Annotated in this window: 17 protein-coding genes and 2 pseudogenes; 5 read left to right on the forward strand and 14 right to left on the reverse strand. The window is 53.8% G+C overall.

What is annotated here, in order from left to right; translation table 11 throughout:
- Positions 1-30: 30 nt before the first annotated feature.
- Together rhlB and gppA are read left to right on the forward strand one after the other, a co-directional pair.
- Entirely contained in the window at positions 31-1,296 is a 1,266-nt protein-coding gene (gene rhlB, locus J1G48_RS22270) for an ATP-dependent RNA helicase RhlB (protein WP_000047525.1), read from the forward strand.
- A gap of 136 nt (positions 1,297-1,432) precedes the next feature.
- Complete coding sequence (gene gppA / locus J1G48_RS22275; protein ID WP_001089447.1) at positions 1,433-2,914, forward strand: guanosine-5'-triphosphate,3'-diphosphate diphosphatase; 1,482 nt, start codon at positions 1,433-1,435, stop codon at positions 2,912-2,914.
- A 39-nt stretch (positions 2,915-2,953) separates the two neighbouring features.
- Here gppA and rep read toward each other — a convergent pair whose 3' ends face one another.
- The 3 genes and pseudogenes from rep to J1G48_RS23605 all read right to left on the reverse strand — a co-directional run.
- The gene (rep, locus tag J1G48_RS22280) at positions 2,954-4,978 is read right to left on the reverse strand and encodes a DNA helicase Rep (protein WP_001238842.1); all 2,025 of its coding nucleotides are present in this window, start codon (positions 4,976-4,978) and stop codon (positions 2,954-2,956) included.
- A 99-nt stretch (positions 4,979-5,077) separates the two neighbouring features.
- Positions 5,078-5,230: pseudogene (locus tag J1G48_RS22285) on the reverse strand (nicotinamide riboside transporter PnuC); the annotation flags it as partial.
- A pseudogene (locus tag J1G48_RS23605) lies at positions 5,206-5,322 on the reverse strand (Crp/Fnr family transcriptional regulator); the annotation flags it as partial. The pseudogenes J1G48_RS23605 and J1G48_RS22285, both read right to left, overlap by 25 nt.
- A gap of 193 nt (positions 5,323-5,515) precedes the next feature.
- Here J1G48_RS23605 and ppiC point away from each other — a divergent pair.
- The gene (gene ppiC, locus J1G48_RS22290; protein WP_001096806.1) at positions 5,516-5,797 is read left to right on the forward strand and encodes a peptidylprolyl isomerase PpiC; all 282 of its coding nucleotides are present in this window, start codon (positions 5,516-5,518) and stop codon (positions 5,795-5,797) included.
- A gap of 91 nt (positions 5,798-5,888) precedes the next feature.
- Here the strand turns inward: ppiC and ilvC are convergent, their stop codons facing one another.
- Positions 5,889-7,364 carry a ketol-acid reductoisomerase gene (gene ilvC, locus J1G48_RS22295; RefSeq protein WP_000024943.1) on the reverse strand — a complete coding sequence of 492 codons (1,476 nt, stop codon included), beginning with the start codon at positions 7,362-7,364 and terminating at the stop codon, positions 5,889-5,891.
- A 164-nt stretch (positions 7,365-7,528) separates the two neighbouring features.
- Here ilvC and ilvY point away from each other — a divergent pair, with 164 nt between their 5' ends.
- The gene (gene ilvY, locus J1G48_RS22300; RefSeq protein ID WP_000365797.1) at positions 7,529-8,416 is read left to right on the forward strand and encodes an HTH-type transcriptional activator IlvY; all 888 of its coding nucleotides are present in this window, start codon (positions 7,529-7,531) and stop codon (positions 8,414-8,416) included.
- A gap of 2 nt (positions 8,417-8,418) precedes the next feature.
- On the opposite strand, the gene J1G48_RS22305 is transcribed toward ilvY, so the two are convergent.
- The 9 genes from J1G48_RS22305 to ilvL form a co-directional block, all read right to left on the reverse strand.
- Positions 8,419-8,760 (reverse strand): helix-turn-helix domain-containing protein, encoded by a 342-nt coding sequence (locus J1G48_RS22305; protein WP_000560824.1) that lies wholly within the window; start codon positions 8,758-8,760, stop codon positions 8,419-8,421.
- Positions 8,757-9,074 carry a type II toxin-antitoxin system RelE/ParE family toxin gene (locus J1G48_RS22310; RefSeq protein WP_000535852.1) on the reverse strand — a complete coding sequence of 106 codons (318 nt, stop codon included), beginning with the start codon at positions 9,072-9,074 and terminating at the stop codon, positions 8,757-8,759. Before J1G48_RS22310 ends, J1G48_RS22305 begins: the two co-directional genes overlap by 4 nt.
- 282 nt (positions 9,075-9,356) lie before the next feature.
- Positions 9,357-10,901: a threonine ammonia-lyase, biosynthetic gene (gene ilvA, locus J1G48_RS22315; RefSeq protein ID WP_001675060.1), complete on the reverse strand. Its 1,545-nt coding sequence runs from the start codon at positions 10,899-10,901 to the stop codon at positions 9,357-9,359.
- Positions 10,902-10,903: 2 nt separating this feature from the next.
- Positions 10,904-12,754 carry a dihydroxy-acid dehydratase gene (gene ilvD, locus J1G48_RS22320; RefSeq protein ID WP_001127431.1) on the reverse strand — a complete coding sequence of 617 codons (1,851 nt, stop codon included), beginning with the start codon at positions 12,752-12,754 and terminating at the stop codon, positions 10,904-10,906.
- Positions 12,755-12,913: 159 nt separating this feature from the next.
- Positions 12,914-13,843, reverse strand: coding sequence for a branched-chain-amino-acid transaminase (gene ilvE, locus J1G48_RS22325; RefSeq protein ID WP_000208532.1), 930 nt, complete (start codon positions 13,841-13,843; stop codon positions 12,914-12,916).
- A 17-nt stretch (positions 13,844-13,860) separates the two neighbouring features.
- Complete coding sequence (ilvM, locus tag J1G48_RS22330; RefSeq protein ID WP_000983260.1) at positions 13,861-14,124, reverse strand: acetolactate synthase 2 small subunit; 264 nt, start codon at positions 14,122-14,124, stop codon at positions 13,861-13,863.
- Positions 14,121-15,767 carry an acetolactate synthase 2 catalytic subunit gene (gene ilvG, locus J1G48_RS22335; RefSeq protein WP_001012569.1) on the reverse strand — a complete coding sequence of 549 codons (1,647 nt, stop codon included), beginning with the start codon at positions 15,765-15,767 and terminating at the stop codon, positions 14,121-14,123. The genes ilvM and ilvG overlap by 4 nt, the downstream gene beginning before the upstream one ends.
- Positions 15,768-15,769: 2 nt before the next feature.
- Positions 15,770-15,820, reverse strand: a complete 51-nt coding sequence (gene ilvX / locus J1G48_RS22340) for a peptide IlvX (RefSeq protein ID WP_192930503.1) — start codon at positions 15,818-15,820, stop codon at positions 15,770-15,772.
- An 86-nt stretch (positions 15,821-15,906) separates the two neighbouring features.
- On the reverse strand, positions 15,907-16,005 hold the full coding sequence (ilvL, locus tag J1G48_RS22345) for an ilv operon leader peptide (RefSeq protein ID WP_001311244.1): 99 nt from the start codon (positions 16,003-16,005) through the stop codon (positions 15,907-15,909).
- A 351-nt stretch (positions 16,006-16,356) separates the two neighbouring features.
- Here ilvL and J1G48_RS22350 point away from each other — a divergent pair, with 351 nt between their 5' ends.
- Positions 16,357-17,877 carry a YifB family Mg chelatase-like AAA ATPase gene (locus J1G48_RS22350; RefSeq protein ID WP_000050219.1) on the forward strand — a complete coding sequence of 507 codons (1,521 nt, stop codon included), beginning with the start codon at positions 16,357-16,359 and terminating at the stop codon, positions 17,875-17,877.
- Between the two features lie 24 nt (positions 17,878-17,901).
- Here J1G48_RS22350 and maoP read toward each other — a convergent pair whose 3' ends face one another.
- Positions 17,902-18,240: a macrodomain Ori organization protein MaoP gene (maoP, locus tag J1G48_RS22355; RefSeq protein WP_000840996.1), complete on the reverse strand. Its 339-nt coding sequence runs from the start codon at positions 18,238-18,240 to the stop codon at positions 17,902-17,904.
- Between the last annotated feature and the right edge of the window lie 10 nt (positions 18,241-18,250).

An 18,250-nucleotide genomic window follows, 5' to 3' on the forward strand; every position in this document is an offset into this window, starting at 1 on the left:
AGCAATAGTAAGCTGATATTCTACCACACTATGAGCAAAACACATTTAACAGAACAGAAGTTTTCCGACTTCGCCCTGCACCCACAGGTGGTTGAAGCCCTTGAAAAAAAAGGGTTTTATAATTGTACGCCCATTCAGGCACTGGCCCTTCCGCTAACGCTGGCGGGTCGTGACGTTGCAGGGCAGGCGCAAACCGGTACCGGGAAAACGATGGCGTTTCTGACGTCAACGTTTCATTATTTACTTTCTCATCCCGCGATCGACGATCGCAAGGTGAACCAGCCGCGCGCGCTGATCATGGCGCCGACGCGTGAATTAGCCGTACAAATTCACGCAGACGCGGAGCCGTTGGCGCAAGCGACAGGCTTAAAATTAGGCCTGGCTTACGGCGGCGATGGTTACGACAAGCAGCTTAAAGTGCTGGAAAGCGGCGTTGATATTCTTATTGGTACGACGGGCCGACTGATCGACTACGCCAAACAAAATCACATTAACCTCGGCGCCATTCAGGTCGTCGTACTCGATGAAGCCGATCGCATGTACGATTTGGGCTTTATTAAAGATATCCGCTGGCTGTTCCGCCGTATGCCGCCGGCTGCGCAGCGTCTGAACATGTTGTTCTCCGCCACCCTGTCTTATCGGGTTCGCGAGCTGGCGTTTGAACAGATGAACAACGCCGAATATGTTGAAGTGGAACCGGAGCAAAAGACCGGCCACCGCATTAAAGAAGAGCTTTTCTACCCCTCTAATGAAGAGAAAATGCGTTTACTGCAAACGCTGATCGAAGAAGAGTGGCCGGATCGCGCCATTATTTTCGCCAACACCAAGCATCGTTGCGAAGATATCTGGGGACATCTGGCGGCAGATGGCCATCGTGTTGGTCTGCTGACCGGCGACGTCGCGCAGAAAAAGCGCCTGCGGATTCTGGATGAGTTCACCCGCGGCGATCTGGATATTCTTGTGGCGACCGATGTCGCGGCGCGCGGGTTGCATATCCCCGCCGTAACGCACGTCTTTAACTACGATCTGCCAGACGATTGTGAAGACTATGTTCACCGTATCGGTCGTACCGGTCGCGCTGGCGCCAGCGGGCATTCCATCAGCCTGGCTTGCGAAGAGTATGCGCTGAATCTGCCCGCCATTGAGAGCTATATCGGCCACTCGATTCCGGTCAGCAAATACAATCCGGAAGCGCTCATGAACGATCTGCCCAAGCCGTTGCGTCTGACGCGTTCGCGTCCTGGCAATGGTCCGCGCCGCGCTGGCGCTCCGCGTAATCGTCGTCGTTCAGGTTAAGAAAAGTTATGCCATACACAAAATCAATTAGCCTGTATCAAGGCGGCAAGAAAACAAATCCCGATGAGCTTACTTTAGTAAATGATTCAGGGGAGAGTACGCAGCCAACACGGATACAGGTTGAAGGATGAAGTGTATGAATTCCACCTCGTTGTATGCCGCCATTGATCTCGGTTCCAATAGTTTTCATATGCTGGTCGTGCGCGAGGCGGCGGGAAGCATCCAGACGCTGACCCGAATAAAACGTAAGGTGCGTCTGGCCGCGGGTCTGAACAACGACAACCACCTTTCAGCCGAAGCGATGGAACGCGGCTGGCAATGCCTGCGTCTGTTTGCTGAACGTTTGCAGGATATCCCGCAGCCGCAAATCCGCGTGGTTGCCACCGCAACATTGCGTCTCGCCGTCAATGCGGGTGAATTTATCGCGAAAGCGCAGACTATCCTTGGTTGTCCGGTGCAGGTTATCAGCGGCGAAGAAGAGGCGCGGCTGATTTATCAGGGGGTCGCTCATACCACCGGCGGCGCAGATCAGCGACTGGTGGTGGATATCGGCGGCGCCAGCACTGAACTGGTTACCGGCACTGGCGCGCAAACCACGTCGCTATTTAGCCTGTCGATGGGCTGCGTAACGTGGCTTGAACGCTATTTTAGCGATCGTAATCTGGCGCAAGAAAACTTTGATGATGCGGAGAAGGCCGCGCGCGATGTACTGCGTCCGGTCGCCGATGAACTGCGTTTTCATGGCTGGAAGGTCTGCGTGGGTGCCTCCGGCACCGTACAGGCATTGCAGGAAATCATGATGGCGCAGGGGATGGACGAGCGCATTACGCTCGCCAAACTGCAGCAGCTAAAACAACGCGCGATACAGTGCGGGCGTCTGGAAGAGCTGGAAATCGAAGGCCTGACGCTGGAGCGCGCGCTGGTTTTCCCAAGCGGGCTGGCTATTCTGATCGCGATATTTACCGAGCTGAACATCCAGAGCATGACGCTGGCAGGCGGCGCGTTACGCGAAGGGCTGGTGTATGGGATGTTGCATCTGGCGGTAGATCAGGATATCCGCAGCCGCACGCTGCGAAACATTCAGCGTCGGTTTATCGTCGATACCGATCAGGCAAATCGCGTGGCGAAGCTGGCAGATAACTTCCTCAAACAGGTAGAAAATGCCTGGCATATTGAGCCTATCAGTCGTGAACTGTTGCTTAGCGCTTGCCAGTTGCATGAGATCGGTCTGAGCGTTGATTTTAAACAGGCGCCCTATCATGCCGCCTATTTAGTACGCCATTTGGATCTGCCTGGCTATACGCCCGCGCAGAAAAAATTGCTCGCCACCCTCTTACTGAATCAGACCAATCCGGTCGATCTCTCTTCGCTTCATCAGCAAAACGCGGTACCGCCCCGTGTTGCGGAACAGCTATGCCGTTTGCTGCGACTGGCGATTCTTTTTGCCGGTCGCCGTCGTGACGATCTGGTACCAGAAATTACGCTACAGGCGCTAAATGAAAATCTGACGTTAACCTTGCCTGGCGACTGGCTGGCACATCACCCGCTGGGTAAAGAGTTGATTGATCAGGAAAGCCAGTGGCAAAGCTATGTACACTGGCCGCTGGACGTTCGCTAACCGTAGTTTGATTGCCGGATGACGCTTCGCTTATCCGGCCTACGATTTCGCTCGCTTTGCCGCCATCATGGCTTTCAGATTAGCCAGGTGACTTTGCCCTTTTTGCATTCGCTCCTCAGCGCTTACCACTTTGCGCTCCTGCTCCCAGATTAAATCATCCTGCGGCAGTTCTAACAGGAAGCGACTGGGTTCCGGGCGCACCAGTTCCCCATACTGACGGCGCTCTTTACATAATGTAAAGGTGAGCTCTTTCTGCGCACGAGTGATCCCGACATAGGCCAGCCGACGCTCTTCCTCAATATTGTCTTCGTCAATGCTGCTTTGATGCGGCAAAAATCCTTCTTCCATTCCCACCATATAGACATACGGGAATTCCAGTCCTTTCGACGCATGAAGCGTCATCAACTGTACCTGATCCAGCTCTTCTTCGCTCTCGCCGCGCTCCATCATATCGCGCAGCGTAAAGCGTGTAACCACCTGGGTGAGCGTCATCGGCTCATCGAGTTCGTTGCCTTCCAGCATCTCAGTCATCCAGCTAAAGAGCTGGTTAACGTTTTTCATACGCATTTCCGCCGCTTTGGGGCTCGGCGAGGTTTCGTACAACCAGGATTCATAGTCAATACCGTGGATGAGATCGCGCACGGCGGCGACAGGCTCGCGTTCGGCCAGACGCTGGATTTCCCCCAGCCAGTGGGTAAAACGCGTCAATGAATCGTAACCACGCCCGGTCAGCTTTTGGCTAAGCCCCATATCAAAGCTGGCGGTAAACAGGCTTTTATTACGCGTCATTGCCCATTCACCCAGCTTTTGCAGCGTGGCCGGACCGATTTCGCGTTTTGGCGTATTCACGATGCGCAGGAAAGCGCTGTCATCATCCGGGTTGGTCAACACCCGCAGGTAGGCCAGCAGGTCTTTAATCTCCGGACGGGAGAAGAATGAGGTGCCGCCGGAAATTTTGTACGGAATGCGGTTCTGCATGAGGAATTTTTCAAATACCCGCGACTGATGATTCCCGCGATACAGAATGGCGTAATCCTTGTACTGGGTCTTGTTCACAAAGTGATGGGCAATCAGTTCGCCGGTAACGCGCTCAGCTTCATGCTCTTCATTGTTTGCGCTTAACACTTTGAGTTCCGCGCCGTAACCGAGTTCGGAAAAGAGGCGCTTTTCAAAGACGTGCGGATTGTTGGCGATGAGAATATTCGCCGCTTTCAGGATGCGGCCCGAAGAACGATAGTTTTGCTCCAGTTTAATCACCTGCAGCGCCGGAAAGTCCTGGCTCAGTAACACCAGGTTTTGCGGACGCGCCCCGCGCCAGGAGTAGATAGACTGATCGTCATCGCCTACGACCGTAAAGCGCGCGCGTTGCCCAACCAGCAGCTTAACCAACTCATACTGGCTGGTGTTAGTATCCTGATATTCATCCACCAGTAGATAACGAATTTTATTCTGCCAGCGCTCGCGCACCTCGTCATTGCGTTGCAGCAGCAGCGTCGGCAGCAAAATCAAATCATCAAAATCGAGAACGTTGCATGCCTTCATATGGGCGTCGTAAAGCCCGTAGCAGTGGGCAAAAATACGATCGCGTTCACCTTTCGCCCCCGCCGCTGCCTGTGCAGGCGTTTTGAGATCGTTTTTCCAGTTGGAGATCGTGGAGATCAGCTGTTGCAACAGAACCTTGTCGTCTTCGATCAGGCCTTCGGTCAGCTCTTTGAGCAAGGCGACCTGGTCGGTATCGTCAAACAATGAAAAGTTCGATTTCATCCCCAGCGCAGCGTACTCGCGCTTAATAATATCCAGCCCTAGCGTATGAAAGGTGGAGATCATCAAACCGCGCGCTTCCTTACGGCCGAGCGTCTGCCCGACGCGTTCTTTCATCTCACGCGCTGCCTTGTTGGTAAACGTCACCGCCGCAATATGCCGGGCCTGATAGCCGCATCCGCGGATCAGGTGGGCGATTTTATTGGTAATTACGCGAGTTTTACCAGAACCCGCTCCTGCCAGCACCAGGCAGGGTCCGGTGACGAATTCGACAGCGTGTTGTTGGCCGGGATTTAAACGCATGGGAATAGTGCTCAATCTTCGAACGGGGGAGGGATTGTAGCAGAAAGCGAGGCCCAGAGAAGACCAGGCTGCTTTTTCAGGCAGCCTGGAAAAGGTCAATCAGCAGGCTCTGGCGGCAAGCGGCGTATAGCCATTACGCTGTGCGCTCTTGATCCAACTGAAAGAACCCATTAGCGCGATCGCCGTCAGCAGAACATACTCAAGCGACATCGCATAAACGCCCTGTACTGCATGATTTCCAACGGGCAGTATTTGAGTAATTCATAGAGCACTGGGTCGCGTACGACCTGGCGTAGCCCTAAAAGCCAGTCGTCTGGAAATTCTGCGTTTTTCATTATGTTCATGGTATCTCGCCCCTTGTCAGAAAGGACAGGACCGCCGTCCCGCACATCCGAAATACGCCTGCTAAAAATGCCGCTTATCTCCCAGTTCATTAAATCAGGCGGGACATCTGTCCTGTAATGGCGAAGAGTATATGTCTGACGGCCTAAGGAGTGATAAAGTGACGGCCAATCTTTGCGACGTGAGAACACAATAATGGCAAAAATGGCAGCAGCACTGCATATCCTTGTAAAAGAAGAGAAACTGGCTTTAGATCTTCTGGAGCAAATTAAAAACGGCGGCGATTTTGAGAAGCTGGCGAAGAAGCATTCTATCTGCCCATCCGGTAAAAAAGGCGGTCATTTAGGCGAATTTCGTCAGGGCCAGATGGTTCCGGCATTCGATAAAGTAGTCTTTTCCTGCCCGGTACTGGAGCCAACCGGCCCGCTGCATACCCAGTTCGGTTACCACATCATTAAAGTATTGTATCGCAAATAAAAAACCGGGTAGCGGCTACGCCTTACCCGGCCTACATCGTCTGCTTGATTTTGTAGGTCGGGTAAGCGCTAGCACCACCCGACAAGGTATATCAACCCGCTACCGCAATACGCTTCATATCCGTCATATAGCCGCGCAGTTTCTTACCTACCTGCTCAATCGCATGGCTACGAATCGCGTCGTTCACGTCGCGAAGCTGTGCGTTGTCTACCGCGCCTTCCGGGATAGCACTACCCAGATCGCCCGGTTGCAATTCCGCCATAAACGGTTTCAGCAGCGGTACGCAAGCGTAAGAGAACAGGTAGTTACCGTATTCTGCGGTATCGGAGATAACCACGTTCATTTCGTACAGGCGCTTACGGGCGATGGTGTTCGCGATCAGCGGCAGTTCGTGCAGTGATTCGTAGTAAGCGGATTCTTCGATGATGCCGGAATCGACCATGGTTTCGAACGCCAGCTCAACGCCCGCTTTCACCATCGCGATCATCAGCACGCCTTTATCGAAGTACTCCTGCTCGCCGATTTTACCTTCAAACTGCGGTGCGGTTTCGAACGCGGTTTTACCGGTCTCTTCACGCCAGGTCAGCAGTTTCTTATCGTCGTTCGCCCAGTCAGCCATCATGCCGGAAGAGAATTCGCCGGAGATGATGTCATCCATGTGTTTCTGGAACAGCGGCGCCATGATCTCTTTCAGCTGTTCGGACAGCGCGTAAGCACGCAGTTTCGCCGGGTTAGACAGACGGTCCATCATCAGGGTGATGCCGCCCTGCTTCAGCGCTTCGGTGATGGTTTCCCAGCCGAACTGAATCAGTTTTTCCGCGTATGCCGGGTCGGTGCCTTCTGCCACCAGCTTGTCGAAGCACAGCAGAGAACCGGCCTGCAGCATACCGCACAGAATAGTCTGCTCGCCCATCAGGTCGGATTTCACTTCCGCCACGAAAGAAGATTCCAGTACGCCCGCACGGTGACCACCGGTGGCCGCCGCCCAGGCTTTAGCAATCGCCATGCCTTCGCCTTTCGGATCGTTTTCCGGGTGAACGGCGATCAGCGTCGGCACGCCGAAACCACGTTTGTACTCTTCACGCACTTCGGTCCCCGGGCACTTCGGCGCCACCATCACCACGGTGATGTCTTTACGGATCTGCTCTCCCACTTCCACGATGTTGAAGCCGTGGGAGTAGCCCAGCGCTGCGCCGTCTTTCATCAGCGGCTGTACAGAACGTACAACGTCGGAGTGCTGTTTGTCCGGCGTCAGGTTAACCACCAGGTCAGCCTGCGGGATCAGCTCTTCGTAGGTGCCTACTTTGAAGCCGTTTTCGGTCGCTTTACGCCAGGAGGCGCGCTTCTCAGCAATAGCTTCTTTACGCAGGGCGTAGGAAATATCCAGACCGGAGTCACGCATGTTCAGGCCCTGGTTCAGACCCTGAGCGCCACAGCCGACGATGACCACTTTTTTACCCTGAAGGTAGCTCGCGCCGTCGGCGAATTCGTCGCGGCCCATAAAGCGACATTTACCCAGCTGCGCCAGCTGCTGGCGCAGATTCAGTGTATTAAAGTAGTTAGCCATGATGGTGTACTCCGTGATGTTGTGTTGTCGCGCTTATTGTTCGGTTTACAGATTGCTATCTGTGCGAATGAACCCACATTACAACAGGAAATTTATTGCGGAAATTGATATATTCACAACGTTATGTTGCGGTTTATGCAACGTCAAAAACCGGAGGTCTGTCTGTGGATTTACGCGATCTAAAAACCTTCCTGCATCTGGCGGAAAGCCGCCACTTTGGCCGCAGCGCGCGGGCGATGCACGTCAGCCCCTCCACGCTCTCCCGGCAGATTCAGCGGCTGGAAGAAGATCTCGGCCAGCCGCTGTTTGTGCGTGATAACCGCACGGTCACGCTGACCGAAGCGGGTGAAGAGCTGCGAGTGTTTGCCCAACAGACGCTTTTGCAATATCAGCAGTTGCGCCATACCCTCGATCAGCAGGGGCCATCCCTTTCCGGCGAACTGCATATTTTCTGCTCGGTGACCGCGGCATACAGTCATCTGCCGCCGATCCTCGACCGCTTCCGCGCCGAACATCCCTCGGTGGAAATTAAGCTCACCACCGGCGACGCCGCCGACGCCATGGACAAAGTGGTCACCGGCGAGGCCGATCTGGCGATTGCCGGTAAGCCGGAAACGCTGCCCGGTGCGGTGGCGTTTTCGATGCTGGAGAATCTGGCAGTGGTGCTGATCGCCCCGGCGCTGCCCTGCCCAGTGCGTAATCAGGTTTCGGTCGACAAGCCAGACTGGTCGACGGTGCCGTTTATCATGGCCGACCAGGGGCCGGTACGCCGTCGCATTGAGCTATGGTTCCGCCGGCATAAAATCAGCAATCCGCAGATTTACGCCACCGTCGGCGGTCACGAAGCGATGGTCTCAATGGTGGCGCTGGGCTGCGGCGTGGCGCTGCTGCCGGAAGTGGTGCTGGAAAACAGCCCGGAGCCAGTGCGCAACCGGGTGATGATTTTAGAACGCAGCGATGAAAAAACGCCGTTTGAACTCGGCGTCTGCGCGCAAAAAAAGCGGCTGCATGAGCCGCTAATTGATGCGTTCTGGAAGATTTTACCGAATTAGTTTTACGGCCCTACCATTACCCGAACAGGCTTCCCAATACGGCTAAGCATATTCACCAGAGCATCAATGGTGAATTTGCTGCATTTCTTGTTGACGACATCCGAAACGCGCGGTCGGGATATATGCAAAACTGTAGCAACCTCGGCTTGCTTCATCTGGTTTTGCGTAATCCAGAGGGTAATTTCTTCCATTAGCTGTTGTTTAATGGCTAACGTGTTTTCGATTTCATTCAGGGAATCAGCGTAAAACTTTTCTGCGTCCTGCTTATGAAACCCCAAATCAGCAAAAACATTACCGCCAGATGGCGTCACATGGCGAATATCACTATCAGTTTTGGCAATCACAAGCTGTTTCTCCGTTGTTGCACCACCCGGTTATAACGCGTTCTGGCGATGTTTTTATCATGCTGACTGGTTTGTTGCGTCTGTTTTTGGAAACTATGCAAAACGTAGAGTGCTTCTTCAAACTTAGCGACATACATAACGCGATAGATACCATTGTTGTCACGAATACGAATTTCATTTACCCCAGCCCCAATTTCTGAAAACGGTTTCCAGTCATCGGGTTCAATTCCATACTGAATTTTGTGAAGCTGATAACCGACTGCTTTACGTACCGTTATGGGAAAAGCCAGGAGATCCTCCAGAGAAGATCCCACCCATCGAATTTCTTTTTCATTGGAGAGAGCTCGGGTGAGTAACATAACACCCTTGTGTATAAAATTTTATACATTGCTTTTAACAGGTGCAAATGATGGCGGTGCTAACGATATGGTGAGCCGAGTTTCACCACAAGCAGATTGGGCGCCTTCTGGAAAACGTCTCGCAAAATTAAATGAGTGGATGCTCCGGGCTGGCAGAAAAGCCCAATAACTGAGGGAAGATCATATCTGGATATCAGGCCCACTTTACTTTGTGGGCCTGAAAAACTAAACGCTGAATTAACCCGCCAGAAAGAACCGGAACGCCGGGTTATTGCTCTCATCATGGCATTCATAGCCCAGCTCATGCAGCCGGGTTTCGAAATCCGGCTCATGATCGCCTAACTCGAACGCCGCCAGCACGCGGCCATAATCGGTACCGTGGCTGCGGTAATGGAATAGCGAAATATTCCAGTGCGTGCCAAGCGTATGCAGGAATTTGAGCAACGCGCCGGGCGACTCCGGAAATTCAAAGCTGTAGAGGCGTTCCTGTAGCGGATGGGATGGACGCCCGCCGACCATATAGCGCACATGCAGCTTCGCCATTTCATCGTCGGAGAGATCCACTACGCTATAACCGCCGTCGCACAGTTGGGTGATAATCTCTTTTCGCTCCTCCAGCCCCTGACTGACGCGTACGCCGACAAAAATACAGGCATTTTTCGCGTCGGCAAAACGGTAGTTAAATTCGGTGACCATACGCCCGCCAAGCAACTGGCAGAATTTGAGAAAGCTCCCCTTTTCTTCCGGAATGGTCACCGCCAGTAACGCTTCGCGCTGTTCCCCCAGCTCGCAGCGTTCAGACACATAGCGCAAGCCGTGGAAGTTGACGTTGGCGCCGGAAAGGACGTGCGCCAGGCGTTCGCCGCGAATATTGTGCAGGGCGATATATTTTTTCATCCCCGCCAGCGCCAGCGCGCCGGACGGCTCCGCCACCGCACGCACATCTTCAAACAGATCTTTCATCGCCGCGCAGATAGCGTCGCTATCGACTGTAATAATGTCGTCGAGATATTCCTGGCACAGGCGGAAGGTTTCGTCGCCGATGCGTTTTACCGCCACGCCTTCAGCAAATAACCCAACGCGCGGGAGATCCACTGGATGACCGGCTTCCAACGCCGCTTTCAGGCAGGCGGAATCCTCCGCTTCGACGGCAATCACTTTGATTTGCGGCATCAATTGTTTGATCAGTACCGCTACGCCCGCCGCCAGGCCGCCGCCGCCAACCGGCACAAAGACACGATCGAGATGCGAATCCTGCTGAAGCAGCTCCAGCGCCAGCGTGCCCTGCCCGGCGATCACCATTGGGTGATCAAACGGCGGCACCCAGGTAAAACCCTGCTGCTGCGCCAGTTCAATAGCTTTCGCTTTCGCTTCATCAAAATTAGCGCCGTGCAACAGCACTTCGCCGCCAAAACCGCGTACCGCATCGACTTTAATATCCGCCGTTGCTTTTGGCATGACGATCAGAGACTTCACGCCAAGCCGCGCGGAGGAAAACGCCACGCCCTGTGCATGGTTCCCCGCCGACGCGGTAATCACGCCGTGGGCTTTTTGTTCTTCGGTCAATCCGGCCATCATCGCGTAAGCGCCGCGCAGCTTAAAGCTATGTACCGGCTGCCGGTCTTCGCGTTTGACGAGAATAACGTTATCCAGACGTGACGAGAGCTTTTCCATTTTTTGCAGCGGCGTCACCTGCGCCGCTTCGTATACTGGCGCGCGTAGCACCGCGCGCAGATACTCCGCCCCTTCCGGCGCGACTGACAGTGGTTGAGATTCCGCCATCATCAACCTCCCAGTTTCGATTTATCGCGCACCGCGCCTTTATCGGCGCTGGTCGCCAGGCTGGCGTAGGCACGCAGGGCAAACGAAACCTGACGCTGACGATTTTTCGGCGTCCAGGCTTTGTCGCCACGAGCCTCCTGCGCCTCACGGCGTGCGGCGATTTCAGCCTCGTTCAACTGCAACTGAATGCTGCGGTTCGGGATATCAATCGCAATAGTGTCGCCATCTTCAATCAACGCAATAGTGCCGCCGCTGGCCGCTTCCGGCGAGACGTGGCCGATGGAAAGACCCGAAGTACCGCCGGAGAAACGCCCATCGGTGATGAGCGCGCAGGCTTTGCCCAGCCCCATCGACTTCAGGAAACTGGTCGGATAGAGCATTTCCTGCATTCCCGGCCCGCCTTTCGGCCCTTCGTAGCGGATCACGACTACATCGCCTTCCACTACTTTGCCGCCGAGAATCGCCTCTACCGCGTCGTCCTGGCTTTCATACACTTTAGCCGGGCCGGTAAATTTAAGGATGCTGTCATCCACGCCTGCGGTTTTCACAATGCAGCCGTTTTCGGCGAAGTTGCCATACAGCACCGCCAGACCGCCGTCTTTGCTATAGGCATATTCCAGCGAGCGGATGCAACCCGCTGCGCGGTCGTCATCCAGCGAATCCCAGCGACAATCCTGCGAGAACGCCTGGGTAGTACGGATACCGGCAGGGCCAGCACGGAACATTTTTTTAACCGCTTCGTCCTGCGTAACCGTGATGTCGTACTGTTCCAGCGTTTGCGGCAGCGTCAGGCCTAATACGTTTTTCACGTTGCAGTTCAGCAGCCCGGCGCGATCCAGCTCGCCTAAAATACCCAGCACACCGCCGGCACGGTGAACATCTTCCATATGATATTTCTGGGTACTTGGCGCCACTTTACACAGCTGCGGCACCTTGCGGGACAGCTTGTCGATATCACTCATGGTGAAGTCGATTTCCGCTTCCTGCGCCGCCGCCAGCAGGTGAAGAACGGTGTTGGTCGAACCGCCCATCGCGATATCCAGCGTCATCGCGTTTTCAAACGCGGCTTTGCTGGCGATGTTACGCGGCAGTGCACTTTCGTCGTTTTGCTCGTAATAGCGTTTAGTCAGTTCAACAATCCGCTTACCGGCATTGAGGAACAACTGCTTACGGTCAGCGTGAGTTGCCAGCAGCGAGCCGTTGCCCGGCTGCGACAGGCCCAGCGCTTCGGTCAGGCAATTCATGGAGTTAGCGGTAAACATGCCGGAGCAGGAGCCGCAGGTTGGACAGGCGGAGCGTTCAACCTGGTTACTTTGATCGTCAGAGACTTTCGGGTCCGCTCCCTGAATCATGGCATCAACCAGATCCAGCTTGATAATTTTGTCTGAAAGCTTGGTTTTCCCGGCTTCCATCGGTCCGCCAGAGACAAAGATCACCGGAATATTCAGGCGCAGCGAGGCCATGAGCATCCCTGGGGTGATTTTGTCGCAGTTGGAGATACACACCATCGCGTCAGCGCAGTGAGCGTTCACCATGTACTCAACGGAGTCGGCGATCAGCTCGCGCGACGGCAGTGAATAGAGCATACCCCCGTGCCCCATGGCAATCCCGTCATCCACGGCAATAGTGTTGAACTCTTTCGCCACCCCGCCGGAAGCTTCAATCTGTTCGGCGACCAGCTTACCGAGATCGCGCAGATGAACGTGACCCGGCACAAACTGAGTGAATGAGTTCACCACGGCGATAATCGGTTTGCCAAAATCACTGTCGGTCATTCCGGTGGCGCGCCACAGCGCGCGGGCACCCGCCATATTACGACCATGGGTGGTGGTGGCGGAACGGTACTTAGGCATGCTTTATTTACTCCCCATCTTTTCCCTTCATACTTCACGCCACAGGTGCGTTGGCTGCCTCACTCACCCCAGTCACTTACTACAGTAAGCCCTGGGGATTCGCTGCGTTACCGCCTTCCTGTGACGCAAATTATTTTGGGAAAATATTAATTTTATTTATTATGAATTTACCGGATCCAACCAGCCCCATTTATCCTCGGTTTCTCCAGTGAAGAGACCAAAGAAGGCTTGTTGGATACGCTTGGTGACAGGACCGCAGCGGCCTTCGCCTACCTGGATACCATCAACGCTGCGTACCGGAGTAATTTCTGCCGCGGTTCCGGACATAAACACTTCGTCGGCCAGATACAGCGACTCACGGGACAGCACCTGCTCGCGCACTTCAATACCCAGCTCTTTCGCCAGTTTGATGATCGCATCGCGAGTAATGCCTGGCAGCGCGGAAGAGGTAAACGGCGGAGTAAACAGCACACCATCTTTTACCTCAAACAGGTTTTCACCTGCGCCTTCGGAGATATAGCCGTTTACATCCAGGGCGATGCCTTCCTGATAGCCGTGGCGGCGCGCTTCGCTACCCACCAGCAGTGAGGAAAGATAGTTCCCGCCCGCTTTGGCGGCGGTTGGAATGGTGTTCGGCGCAGCGCGATTCCAGGAAGAAACCATCGCATCGATCCCCTGATCCAGCGCTTCGGCACCCAGGTATGCCCCCCACGGGAACGCGGCGATGATGACGTCAGTGGTGTATCCCGGGGGCGGGTTAACGCCCATACCGACATCGCCGACAAATACCAACGGACGGATATAGGCGCTGGTCAGGTTGTTTTTGCGGATCACTTCGCGGCAGGCTTCCATCAGCTCATCAATACTCTGGGAAACCGGAAAACGATAAATTTTTGCTGAGTCGCGCAGGCGCTGCATATGTTCACGATGACGAAACACTACCGGGCCTTTGTGAGAGTCGTAGCACCGAATCCCTTCAAATACCGACGTACCGTAGTGCAGCGCGTGAGACATTACGTGAACCTTCGCGTCTTCCCAGCGCACCATCTCGCCATTGAACCAAATATAATCAGCTTTTTTCGTCGTCATTTTTCTTCCTTTTGCGCTCAGGCGCGGATTTGTTGTGATGTGGCAGCGCTCTGGCAGATCGCGACATGCGCAACATCTACCAGTTTACTTAACTGACTAAACAGTAAGTCGACCGACCGGGGACTGGCAACGGTCAATTCAATATTTATATTCTGCGCATCGGTCGCGGCTTCCATATTCATGGAGCACACCTGAAAACCACGATGGCGCACCACGCGTAAAACACGTTCTAAGGTTTCTGGATTAAAGCGTGCCGATACATTGACCTGATGTTGCATCATGATAATTTCTCCAGCATTTCAGAGTTACTGGCGCCAGGCGGCACCAACGGCCAGACATTTTCAAGTTCGTCGATTGAGACGTGAAGCAGGTACGGCCCTTCGCTTGCCAACATAGTGTCGAGTGCCGCTTCAACCTGGTCTTTACGAGTAATGTGCTGGCCTGGAATGCCGAAGGCGCTGGCCAGCATGAGGAAATCGGGGTTATCGGTCAGGGTGGTTTCGCTATATCGCTCCTGGAAAAACAGTTGCTGCCATTGTCGAACCATCCCTAACCGCTGGTTGTCGAGTAAGACTATCTTCAACGGTAACTGCTTGCGTTTTACGGTGCCCAACTCCTGAACATTCATCATGAAGGAGCCGTCACCGGAGATACAGATAACGGTATCATTCGGTCGCGCTACCTGCGCGCCAACGGCCGCCGGTAAGCCGAATCCCATCGTCCCCAGACCGCTGGAGGTGATGAAGTTCTCCGGGCGGGTGTAAGTCATATGCTGGGCTGACCACATCTGATGCTGCCCCACATCCGTCGTCACCACGCTGTCTGCGGGTTTGCGTTCCGACAATTGCTTCAACAACAACGGTGCATAGATAGTCTCGCCAGGATGATCATAGCGCCAGGCGTGTTCTGCGCGCAGCTCTGCACAGGACTGACGCCATGCGTCGATCTTCAGCGGTTGCTGTAATGCCGGCAACAGCGAATTTAAATCGCCCTGCAACGCGACGTGTGCCTGACGCAGTTTGTTCATTTCCGCCGGGTCGATATCCATATGGATTACGCTGGCGTTCGGCGCAAACGTATTCAGCTTACCGGTCACCCGGTCATCAAAACGTGCACCCACTGCGATCAGTAAATCACACTCTTGCACCGCGAAATTAGCCGCTTTAGTACCGTGCATTCCCAGCATGCCCAGATAGTACGGATAATCAGCTTCAACAGCCCCTAGCCCTTTCAGCGTGCAGGTAACTGGCATTTGCGTTACCGCGATAAATTTACGCAGCGCCGGAACCGCCTGCGCCATACCAACACCACCGCCGACGTACAGCATGGGTTTTTTCGCCTGTTCCAGCATCTGGCGCACCTGTTCAACATCAGCCTGCGGGAAGGTCGCTTCGTTATCAACGGTAGTAAACCAGGGTTCCAGCTCACCGCTGGCCAACTGGATATCTTTCGGGATATCCACCAGAACCGGGCCAGGACGGCCAGCGTTGGCAACTTCAAAAGCCTCTGCCATGATACGAGGCAGCTCTGCCAGCGACTGCACCAGGAAGCTGTGTTTGGTACAGGCCAGCGACAGGCCTAACACATCCACCTCCTGGAACGCATCGGTGCCGATGAACGGGGCGGAAACCTGACCCGTGATCGCGACGACGGGGACCGAATCTAACAACGCATCCGCCAGGCCAGTGATCAGGTTAGTGGCGCCAGGGCCGGAGGTGGCGATACAAACACCGGTTTTGCCGGTAGAACGGGCATAACCGATTGCCGCCATTGCCGCACCCTGCTCGTGTCGGCACAACAAATGCTCCACACCACCGTCATACAACGCGTCGTAAACCGGCATAATTGCGCCGCCAGGATAACCAAATACGGTTTTCACCCCCTGCGCTCGCAAAGCATGTACCACCCACTGTGCCCCGTTCATAGTTACATCCCCGTCGTAAATCTTGAGAAACAGAACTTTATGCTGTTATTCACGCTCTGCTCCTCGCTTAAGTTTTTCAGGCCAAAAAAAACCCCCGGACCTTTCGGTGCGGGGGTCTTAGTTCGTTAAGGCTTGATTTCTAAGCCTTTCCTCGTCCAAGTGCAGCCCCGCACGGTGGGATAATAATCACCACCACGCTAATCACGACCAGGCTAATCACTCGTAGAAGGGCTGTCATTTTTGTCTATTCTTGCATCTTGTTCGAAGGAATACCTAAAGAGTTACCATAGGTTTTGCCAATAGCACAAGATATTTTTTTAACCACGTTTCAGATAATGCAGGTGAATGCCTAAAAGTGCTTTGTTTTTTATAAGAAAAATTAGCAACTGAAAAATTTTCACGTTTTCCTCCCCCTTTTGGCGCACTCTACACCCTGTTTTCCTTCTTTTCGCTTCTGCGAGCGTTCTCCCAGTTTGATGTTTCTTACCTGAAAATGACGCCAAAATTCGGGAATCAGCCGCTAAAAAACAAAAAGTCAGTAATTCGATTTTCTCTTCTATTCCGCATAATCCACGTAACAGGAGGGATTATGTCACTGGCGATTGTTCATACTCGCGCCGCACTTGGCGTCAATGCGCCGCCTATCACTATAGAGGTGCATATCAGTAATGGATTACCGGGATTAACCATGGTTGGCCTACCGGAAACCACGGTAAAAGAGGCGCGTGACCGGGTACGTAGTGCGATTATTAATAGCGGATATGAATTTCCGGCTAAAAAAATAACCATTAACCTTGCTCCAGCCGATCTACCGAAAGAGGGCGGAAGGTATGACCTGCCTATTGCTGTTGCGCTTCTGGCCGCGTCTGAGCAGCTTACAGCGTCGAATCTTGAGGCATATGAGCTGGTGGGTGAGTTAGCGCTTACAGGCGCATTACGCGGCGTTCCTGGCGCAATATCAAGTGCAACGGAAGCCATCAGGGCCGGCAGAAATATTATCGTCGCAACAGAGAACGCGGCGGAGGTTGGGCTTATCAGCAAAGAAGGATGTTTTATCGCCGATCATCTACAAACCGTCTGCGCCTTTCTGGAAGGGAAACACGCCCTGGAAAGACCTTTAGCTCAGGATATGGCATCGTCTACCGCAACTGCCGATCTTCGCGATGTGATCGGTCAGGAGCAGGGTAAACGCGGCCTGGAGATTACAGCGGCAGGGGGACATAATCTGCTATTGATCGGCCCGCCGGGTACGGGTAAAACCATGCTGGCCAGTCGACTGAGCGGGATTCTTCCACCATTAAGCAATGAAGAGGCGTTGGAAAGCGCCGCGATCCTCAGTCTGGTTAATGCCGATACGGTACAAAAACGATGGCAGCAACGTCCCTTTCGCTCACCTCATCATAGCGCCTCACTTACTGCTATGGTCGGCGGCGGCGCAATACCCGCCCCGGGAGAGATATCGCTGGCGCACAACGGAATTTTGTTCCTTGATGAATTGCCTGAATTTGAACGACGCACACTGGATGCGCTACGTGAACCTATAGAATCCGGTCAAATTCATTTATCCCGTACCAGAGCGAAAATAACGTACCCTGCCAGGTTCCAGTTAATCGCCGCAATGAATCCCAGCCCGACCGGACATTATCAGGGAAACCATAATCGCTGCACGCCAGAACAGACACTACGTTACCTTAATCGGTTGTCAGGCCCGTTTCTTGATCGTTTTGACCTTTCGCTTGAGATACCGCTTCCACCGCCCGGGATTCTTAGCCAACACGCCTCAAAGGGTGAGAGCAGCGCTACGGTAAAAAAGCGGGTCATCGCCGCCCATGAACGGCAGTACCGACGCCAGAAGAAGTTAAACGCGCGTCTGGAGGGTCGCGAAATCCAAAAATATTGTGTTTTGCACCACGATGACGCCCGCTGGCTTGAAGACACGCTGGTGCATCTTGGATTATCCATTCGCGCCTGGCAGCGTTTACTAAAAGTGGCCAGAACCATTGCCGACATAGAACTGGCTGACCAGATCTCGCGTCAGCATTTGCAGGAGGCGGTAAGCTATCGGGCGATAGACAGGTTGTTAATTCATTTGCAAAAGCTGCTGGCGTAAAAAAAGGGCATTACGCCCTTTTTATTAATCATCAGCTTCGGTGTAGTCTTCTGCGCCTTCAACTTGCGGCTTGCCGCCAGACAAGGTGTGGAAGCGTTTTGGACGCTTGATACGCGTCATATACTTGGACCAGACGCGTTCTGCATCCGTTACCGGCTCGCGTTCACCGCGACATACCGCTACAAACAGCTTCTCTTCTTCAGTCACAGGCTCACGCTTGCCAAGATCCAGATCATTAAAGGCATGACCATGACGCTCAAGCAGTTGTGCCTCTTTAATCGTGAAATCACCGTGACGAGAGAATCCACGTGGATAATGTTTATTGTCAAAATATCGATTAGTCGTCGTAAAGCTTTCCGCCATCCTGCACGCT

It is taken from the genome of Salmonella sp. SAL-020, assembly GCF_017372215.1.
Taxonomy (GTDB): Bacteria; Pseudomonadota; Gammaproteobacteria; order Enterobacterales; family Enterobacteriaceae; genus Salmonella; species Salmonella enterica.

Excerpts from the sequence above, each read along its gene's own strand:
- ilvM (WP_000983260.1), bottom strand. The coding sequence starts at position 14,124 with ATGATGCAACATCAGGTCAATGTATCGGCACGCTTTAATCCAGAAACC.
- ilvG (WP_001012569.1), bottom strand. The coding sequence starts at position 15,767 with ATGAACGGGGCACAGTGGGTGGTACATGCTTTGCGAGCGCAGGGGGTG.
- ilvL (WP_001311244.1), bottom strand. The coding sequence starts at position 16,005 with ATGACAGCCCTTCTACGAGTGATTAGCCTGGTCGTGATTAGCGTGGTG.
- J1G48_RS22350 (WP_000050219.1), top strand. The coding sequence starts at position 16,357 with ATGTCACTGGCGATTGTTCATACTCGCGCCGCACTTGGCGTCAATGCG.
- ppiC (WP_001096806.1), top strand. The coding sequence starts at position 5,516 with ATGGCAAAAATGGCAGCAGCACTGCATATCCTTGTAAAAGAAGAGAAA.
- maoP (WP_000840996.1), bottom strand. The coding sequence starts at position 18,240 with ATGGCGGAAAGCTTTACGACGACTAATCGATATTTTGACAATAAACAT.
- rhlB (WP_000047525.1), top strand. The coding sequence starts at position 31 with ATGAGCAAAACACATTTAACAGAACAGAAGTTTTCCGACTTCGCCCTG.
- ilvE (WP_000208532.1), bottom strand. The coding sequence starts at position 13,843 with ATGACGACGAAAAAAGCTGATTATATTTGGTTCAATGGCGAGATGGTG.
- gppA (WP_001089447.1), top strand. The coding sequence starts at position 1,433 with ATGAATTCCACCTCGTTGTATGCCGCCATTGATCTCGGTTCCAATAGT.
- ilvC (WP_000024943.1), bottom strand. The coding sequence starts at position 7,364 with ATGGCTAACTACTTTAATACACTGAATCTGCGCCAGCAGCTGGCGCAG.
- ilvD (WP_001127431.1), bottom strand. The coding sequence starts at position 12,754 with ATGCCTAAGTACCGTTCCGCCACCACCACCCATGGTCGTAATATGGCG.
- ilvA (WP_001675060.1), bottom strand. The coding sequence starts at position 10,901 with ATGGCGGAATCTCAACCACTGTCAGTCGCGCCGGAAGGGGCGGAGTAT.
- rep (WP_001238842.1), bottom strand. The coding sequence starts at position 4,978 with ATGCGTTTAAATCCCGGCCAACAACACGCTGTCGAATTCGTCACCGGA.